The sequence below is a fragment of the Streptomyces sp. MMG1533 genome (assembly GCF_001279775.1).
GTDB lineage: Bacteria > Actinomycetota > Actinomycetes > Streptomycetales > Streptomycetaceae > Streptomyces.
In genome coordinates, this window is the sequence record NZ_LGDG01000289.1 from 23502 (window position 1) to 30357 (window position 6856).

Annotated in this window: 7 protein-coding genes; 4 read left to right on the plus strand and 3 right to left on the minus strand. The window is 69.2% G+C overall.

Annotation, left to right across the window (positions count from 1 at the left end; all coding sequences use genetic code 11):
* Positions 1-12: 12 nt before the first annotated feature.
* Both ADK57_RS45715 and ADK57_RS50340 read right to left on the minus strand, forming a co-directional pair.
* Positions 13-492 (minus strand): DinB family protein, encoded by a 480-nt coding sequence (locus tag ADK57_RS45715; protein ID WP_053755715.1) that lies wholly within the window; start codon positions 490-492, stop codon positions 13-15.
* Positions 493-569: 77 nt separating this feature from the next.
* Entirely contained in the window at positions 570-734 is a 165-nt protein-coding gene (locus ADK57_RS50340; RefSeq protein ID WP_159050250.1) for a hypothetical protein, read from the minus strand.
* Positions 735-796: 62 nt separating this feature from the next.
* Between ADK57_RS50340 and ADK57_RS45720 the strand changes: the two genes are divergently transcribed.
* The 4 genes from ADK57_RS45720 (at position 797) to ADK57_RS45735 (ending at position 5201) form a co-directional block, all read left to right on the plus strand.
* Positions 797-1303 carry an SRPBCC family protein gene (locus ADK57_RS45720; protein ID WP_234390602.1) on the plus strand — a complete coding sequence of 169 codons (507 nt, stop codon included), beginning with the start codon at positions 797-799 and terminating at the stop codon, positions 1301-1303.
* A gap of 155 nt (positions 1304-1458) precedes the next feature.
* Positions 1459-3201: a serine/threonine-protein kinase gene (locus ADK57_RS45725; protein ID WP_053755716.1), complete on the plus strand. Its 1743-nt coding sequence runs from the start codon at positions 1459-1461 to the stop codon at positions 3199-3201.
* Positions 3202-3314: 113 nt separating this feature from the next.
* On the plus strand, positions 3315-4259 hold the full coding sequence (locus ADK57_RS45730) for an NlpC/P60 family protein (protein ID WP_199830821.1): 945 nt from the start codon (positions 3315-3317) through the stop codon (positions 4257-4259).
* A gap of 234 nt (positions 4260-4493) precedes the next feature.
* Positions 4494-5201 (plus strand): phosphatase PAP2 family protein, encoded by a 708-nt coding sequence (locus ADK57_RS45735; protein ID WP_053755721.1) that lies wholly within the window; start codon positions 4494-4496, stop codon positions 5199-5201.
* 8 nt (positions 5202-5209) lie between these two features.
* Here ADK57_RS45735 and ADK57_RS45740 read toward each other — a convergent pair whose 3' ends face one another.
* Positions 5210-6769, minus strand: a complete 1560-nt coding sequence (locus tag ADK57_RS45740) for an FAD-binding oxidoreductase (protein ID WP_053755718.1) — start codon at positions 6767-6769, stop codon at positions 5210-5212.
* Positions 6770-6856: the final 87 nt, after the last annotated feature.

The window sequence follows — 6856 nt, forward strand, 5'->3', positions numbered from 1 at the left end:
GGTCCTCAGAACTCAGCCGGCAAGTACCTGTTCGCGCAGGATGTCGGCGTGCCCGCAGTGGTGGGCCAGCTCGCGCAGGACTTGCAAGTACACCCAGCGCAGCGTGCGCGGCCCGGCCCGGTGGCCGGTCACGACGGCGTCCAGCGGCAGGTCGGCGGCCACCGCCCGGGCCGTCGCGCAGGCCTCACGGTGGGCCGCCGTGACGGAGGCGACGGTGTCGTCGTCGGCGAGCCGGAAGGACTCGTCCGGGGTCTGCACCAGGCCGAGCTCCCGACGGGGCGTGCCGCCGACGCACTCCTCGAACCAGATCCGCTGCATCCAGGTGACGTGCTTGAGCAGCCCGAGCAACGTCGTCGCCGACGAGACGAGCCGGCGGCGCGCCTGCTCCTCGGTAAGACCGTCGAGGGTTACCTCCAGGGCGCTCCGGTACTCCTCGACGAACGCATCGAGCTGGGTGCGTTCGTCGTCCAGCGGCACATCGAACGAGCCCATCAGCGTCTCCCGTCACGCAGCAGGCCGAGGGCCAGGGCAGCTCGTGCGAGCGGTGGCCCACGGCGACGTCGACGATCCTAGTACTCCGGCCGTAGATGATGATCTTCATGCGGTTTGGGCTGTTTGTCGTCGGTGGTGGCCGTTGCGGGCGTGGGCTTGATGGCGGCGTCGCCAGCGGGACCAGCGTCCAGGGCACGCGTGATCATCGCGGTGGCCAGGGCCGGTTTGGTGGCGAACGCCACCTCGTCCGTCCTCGCATCGCCCCTGGCCAGAGAGATCGCGGTTCACGGACGGGATACTTAGGATGAGCATGGTGGTCCATCTCGGCGCCTTCGGTTGGAGGAGGTTCGTGATGACGCACGATGGCGGGTTGAGGCTGCATCTGCAGCGGGTCCTGCGCGCACCGCGCTCGGTCGTATTCCGAGCGTTGACCGAACCGCGGACACTGGCCAAGTGGTGGGGCCCTGACGGGTTCACCATCCCAAGTGTGGAAAGCGACCTTAGGCCAGGCGGTAGCTATCGGGTCGCGATGCGACCTCCGGAAGGCGATCTGTTCTACCTGGTGGGGGAATTCGTTGAGGTCGACCCCCCGGAACGTCTGTCCTACACCTTCCGATGGGAGGATCCCGATCCCGATGATCGGGAGACGGTGGTGACGCTGTCGCTTCGCGATATCGGCGGCACACGGGCCGAGTTGGTCCTCAGCCAGGGTGACTTCGCCACTGAGGGGCGCCAAACTCTGCACGAGGAGGGCTGGACTCAGAGTCTCGACAAGCTGGAGGAGCTGATGTCGTCGGCTGCGCCGGCCTGAGGTCTTTGCCGCGGGGAGGGGCCAGGTGGCCGTACCCGTCTTCGCACCGCCCCTGTCAGCAATGAGTGCAAGACACCCGAGCGTGGTCCTCGGGGCCGAGGCCCGCTCGCTCTATCGGGACGCCTCGAACTGATCTCTGTGGCAAGGTCGGTTCGGTGGATGCACTGAAGGATCGGGACCCGGCGCACATAGGCGCGTACACGTTGCTCGCACGGCTCGGCGCGGGCGGGATGGGACAGGTCTATCTGGCTCGGTCGCCCGGTGGGCGGCTGGTTGCGATCAAGGTCATCCGGGACGAGATCACCGACCATCCGGAGGCGCTGGCGCGGTTCCGGCGGGAGGTGGAGACGGTTCGGGCGGTGCGGAGTGCGTATACCGCGAACCTGATTGACGCATCGTTGGATGCGGCGCCTTACTGGCTGGCCACCGAGTTCGTGTCGGGGCCGACCTTGAGTCAGGCGGTGGGGGAGCGGGGGGCGTTGCCTCCCGAGACGTGCCGTGGGGTGTTCGCCGCGCTGGCCGAGGGGCTCGCGGCGGTGCATGCGCACGGTGTCACGCATCGGGACCTCAAGCCTCAGAACGTGATCCTCGCGGCGCAGGGGCCGCAGCTCATCGACTTCGGGATAGCCAGGGGCGTGGGCCAGACCGCCCTCACCGAGGCCGGGTTCGCGCCCGGCACGCCCGGCTTCACCGCGCCCGAAGTACTGATGCGCAACGAGGTCGGGCCGGCGGCGGACGTGTTCGCGCTGGGGGCGACACTCGCGTACGCGGCGACCGGGCGGCCGCCCTTCGGCATGGGCGAGCCCGCCGGGGTGAGTTACCGAGCCGTGCACGAGCCCATCGACGTCGTGGGCGTGGAGCCGGGCTTGGCGGCGCTCATCGAGGCGTGCGTGGCCAAGGACCCGGCAGCACGGCCGGGGCTCGGTGAGGTGATCGCGCGGTGCGGGGTGCGGGCGGCGCTCGTCGAGGACCCCTTCTACGCCGGGCTCGCCCAGTTGGCCGAGGCGGTGCCGCAGACGCCGGGGGCGGCCGGGGCGGTGTTGCGGACGCCGACGGTCCAGTCGGGGGCCGGGCTGCCGACGCCTCCCGCGTACGCGCCGGTGAGCCCGCACGACCTGCCGACGGCCGGGGCGGCGTACGGCTACACGCCCACCGAGATGAGCCGGCCGCGGGCCCCTCGCCGCAGCGGCAGGCTGTGGCTTGCGGCTGCGGCGGTGGCGGTCGCCGCGGGGACGGGGACGGCGTTCGTGCTGATGGCGCCGGGAGACAAGAAGGACGAGGGCTCGGCGGCCGGAGGCGGCAAGTCGACGTCTCCGGCCACCTCGGAGTCGGCCAAGTCGCCGACTCCGGCGGCCTCGGAGGCGTCGAACGGTGCACCCGCCTACGCAGGGGACAAGATCGACCGGGCGCTGTGGAGCTCGGCCACCGGCAAGTGCCAACTGCCCCCGGAGGAGAGGGCGAGCAACGCGTTCATGGGGTCCATCAGCGATCCCGACGCCCCGGGCGAGACCTCGCAGACCCACACCTTCGACAACAAGGTGCAAATCGGGTTCCGTGACGACGGCACGCTCGGTTCCAAGGGGCCGTACTACGTCACCGTCAGCGTGAAGCCGCCCCACGACATCGACCCCAGCACCGGAAAGCCCGTCGAGGGGCTCTTGAGCGACAACGCGAACATCGGCTACTTGAGCAAGCCCATCGACATCTTCGGCGGCAGCGACCCGACGAGCTGGAAGTACGTCACCTACCCGGACGACTTCCGCTCCTGGATCAAGGGCAAGCCGCAGCCCTCCATCCCGCTGGCCAACGACCCCGGCGACTGGACCGTGGAGTTCCACCACATCCGCACGCCCGACGACTACACGAGCATCATGTGCGACGGGTTCACGGTGAAATGACGCCACTCTCACCTGAAATGGCCTTGAATAGCGGCGATACGGGGGAGGGTTGAGCCGTGCGCAAAGTCTGGGTGGTCGGTGGTACTGCGGTCGGGCTGGGCCTGAGCTTCGTGATGCTCCTCGTCGTCGGGGTGTACGTCGTCGCCGGGAACCTCGCCAACGGGGTGAGCGGAGGCACCAAGGCGCTGGCCAAGGGGTCGGTACCGGCTGCGTATCAGACCCTAGTTCAGAAGTGGGGCAATCTCTGCTCCGCCATCAACCCCGCACTGCTCGCCGCCCAGCTCTACCAGGAGAGCGGTTTCGACCCGGACGTGACCAGCCACGCCGACGCCCGCGGCATCGCCCAGTTCATCCCCAGCACCTGGGCCACGCACGGCATCGACGGTGACGGAGACGGTGACCGTGACATCTGGGATCCGAATGACGCGATTCCATCGGCCGCGTCGTACGACTGCGAGCTCGCGAAGTACGTCAAGGACGTGCCCGGGGACACCACGAGCAACATGCTCGCCGCCTACAACGCGGGTGCGTACCGCGTCATAAAGGCGGGTGGGGTTCCGGCCATCAGCGAGACCCAGAACTACGTCAAGACGATCCGCACCCTGGAGGAAAGCTTCGCCGCCCCCGTCAGTCGGGTCGACCCGTCTAAGCAGGCGGCCGGGGCCATCTACTACGCGCAGAAGAAGCTCGGCACGCCCTATCTGTGGGGCGGGGACGGTACCGCGGCCGACAACGGGCGGTTCGACTGTTCCGGGCTGACCAAGGCCGCGTACGAGAGTGTCGGGATCACGTTGCCGCGCGTCGCCAACGACCAGTACAACGCGGGGCCACATCCGGCCAGGGACGAGCTGCTGCCGGGCGACCTGGTGTTCTTCTCGGACGACCTGACCAACTCGCGGGCCATCCGGCATGTCGGTATTTATGTGGGCGGTGGGTACATGATCGACGCGCCGAGAACAGGTGCTGTGATCCGGTTCGACCCGATCGACACCCCCGACTACTTCGGGGCCACCCGGGTCACCGAAGATGGCGCGAAAGCGCTCCCCACGACGGTGTGAACCGAGCGTGAACCCACCCCCTGAGCTGCAGTGATGAGTCTCTCTTAGGTAACGTCTGCGTGATCATTCGGTGGAGTGTGGAACGTATTTACGGGAGCCGTGCGTTCCTGATGACGTAGCCGAGCGGACGGGCGGACGTCACAGTCAACGTAAGCGGATCTACACACCACGGGGGTGGGCAACATCGGCGCGCGCAAGGGCGTGCCGGGAGAGACGACGAAGGGGCCGTGCGCCATGGCTGGACTCGCAGAATCCGGGTCGAACCCTGACGTCGATCTGCTGTACGACATCAATGGCCTCGCCAAGGACGCGCCGGCCTGGTTCGACCGGGGCATGGAGTACGTCGGCGAGTACGGGCTGCTGCTCGCCATGGTGCTGCTCGTGGTGTGGTGCTGGTGGTCCGTGCGCCGGCGGGGCGGCGAGGACGCCGCGTCGTCCGTGGCGGCTCTCGTCTGGGCGCCGCTTGCCGCCGGGATCGCCGTGCTGGTGAACGTGCCGATACGAGGGTTCGTGGAGCGGCCCCGGCCCTTCCTCACCCATCAAGGACTGGATGTCCTCGTCTCCGGCAAGACCGACTACTCCTTCGTGAGCGACCACGCCACCATCACCATGGCCATGGGAGTCGGACTCTTCGTCGCCAACCGGAAGTTCGGGCTCTTCGGACTCGGCCTCGCGTTGCTCGAAGGGTTCTGCCGGATCTACATGGGTGTGCACTATCCGACGGACGTGGTGGGCGGGTTCGCACTCGGTACGGCTGTCGCGCTGCTGCTCTCGCCCGTGGCCATGGCCCTGTTGACGCCGGTGGTCAAGGCCGTCGAGCGGTCGCCTCGGGCCGGGTGGCTGGTCCGGGCGCGGGGGCGGTCGTACGGCGGGCAGGACACGACGATTCCGGGGGCCCAGCGCGAGGCCGCCGGGACCGAGGAGCGGGATCTCGCCGCGTAGGGCCGGCCCTACAGCGCCTGGGGGTAGGTGAAGAAGCGGTTCGGGTCGTACTGCTTCTTCAGCTTTGCCAGGCGGTTTGCCGCGTCGCCGTAGTACGCCTTTCGCCAGTCCTTCAGGGTCGGGTCGGTGTAGTTCTGGTACGCGGCGCCGGACGCGTACGGCTTCATCGCCGTGTGGGCTCCGGTCAGCCAGGACTCCGCCGTCGAGCCGCTCGTGCCGGCGCGCCAGGAGGCGATGTACTGGGCCAGCATGCGGGAGCGGCGGTGGACGAAGGCCGTTGCCGTGGGGGAGACGCGGTTGACGGCTCCGCCGAGGGCCGTGAACGCGATGCTGCCCGAGCCGCCGCGGATCGACGAGATCTGCTTGAGGAGGGTCCGGATCGCGGCGGAGGAGAGGGACTTGTCGAAGAAGTCCGACCGTGCCGCGTATGTCTCCCTGCCGAGTGCGCCCTGCGGGGAGCGGCCTGGGGTGGACCCGGGCAGGTGGCACTGGGCGTCGGAGGAGAACGACGAGCAGCCCGCGTAGATCTCCATCGCCTCCTCGTAGCCCCGGCGGCGGAGGGAGACGCTGCTTGCGGGGGCGCCCACCTTGTCCGCGAGGCGGTCCACCGCGTTCTGGAGTTCGCCGTATGTGCCGAGGGAGAAGGCGGCCACGGAGACGGTGGCCCTGCCGCCGGAGGCGCCTGCCAGGTGCAGGGACGACCAGATCTCGTCCGGCTGGGTCGGCCCCCATTCCTGCCATGCCTTGACGACCGCCGCGGCCCTGGACCACGGCCAGGACAGGTTCGCCGTCACTGCCCGCGGGGCCGGGTGGGTCTTGAAGTGCAGTTCCGTCACGACGCCGAAGTTGCCGTTGCCCGCGCCTCGTAGCGCCCAGAAGAGGTCCTTGTGGTCGGTGGCGTTCGCGGTGAGCTGTTTGCCGTCGGCCGTGATCAGGGTGGCCTGGGTGAGGCTGTCGCAGGTCAGGCCGTAGGCGCGGGAGACGACTCCGTGGCCGCCGCCGAGGGTGAGGCCGGAGACGCCGACCGTGGGGCAGGAGCCGGCGGGGATCGTCACGCCCTTCGCGGCGAGGGCGCGGTAGACGTCGATCAGTTTGGCGCCGGCGCCGACGACTGCCGTGTTGCCGCTTGCCCGGACGCGGTTGAGTTTCGAGACGTCGATGATGAGGCGGCCGTTGCCGGAGGACCAGCCTGCGTAGGAGTGGCCGCCGTTGCGGATCGCCACGTGGAGGGCGTGGGCTCGGGCGTAGGACAGGGCCGTGCGGATGTCGTCGGGGTGCGCGACGTAGGCGACCGCGGCCGGTTTGAGGGCGTCGAAGCGGGTGTTGTAGAGCTGGCGGGCGGCAGGCCAGGCGGTGTCGCCGGGGCGGACGAGGGGGCCGTCGAGAGTGCGGGCGAGGGCGGACCAGTTGGCCGGGGTGGTGGCGCCGGTCGATGTGAACGCGGGGTGCGAGGAGGAGCGGGGCGTGGTCGGTGTGCCGTTGGCCGACCCTGAATCGCCGGCCTTGCAGGCGGTGGCCGCGGCCGTGAGGGTGGCTGCGCCGACGGCGATGAGTGTGCGCCGTTCCATGTCCGTGCCTTGCCTTTCGTCGGCCTCTCGTCGGCTTTCGTGGAACGAGACGGAGCTGCGGGGGCGGGGGTTCCATAGTGCGGGGGG

Coding starts and splice junctions, on each gene's coding strand:
- ADK57_RS45720 (WP_234390602.1), top strand. CDS start 797: ATGAGCATGGTGGTCCATCTCGGCGCCTTCGGTTGGAGGAGGTTCGTG.
- ADK57_RS45740 (WP_053755718.1), bottom strand. CDS start 6,769: ATGGAACGGCGCACACTCATCGCCGTCGGCGCAGCCACCCTCACGGCC.
- ADK57_RS45715 (WP_053755715.1), bottom strand. CDS start 492: ATGGGCTCGTTCGATGTGCCGCTGGACGACGAACGCACCCAGCTCGAT.
- ADK57_RS45735 (WP_053755721.1), top strand. CDS start 4,494: ATGGCTGGACTCGCAGAATCCGGGTCGAACCCTGACGTCGATCTGCTG.
- ADK57_RS45730 (WP_199830821.1), top strand. CDS start 3,315: ATGCTCCTCGTCGTCGGGGTGTACGTCGTCGCCGGGAACCTCGCCAAC.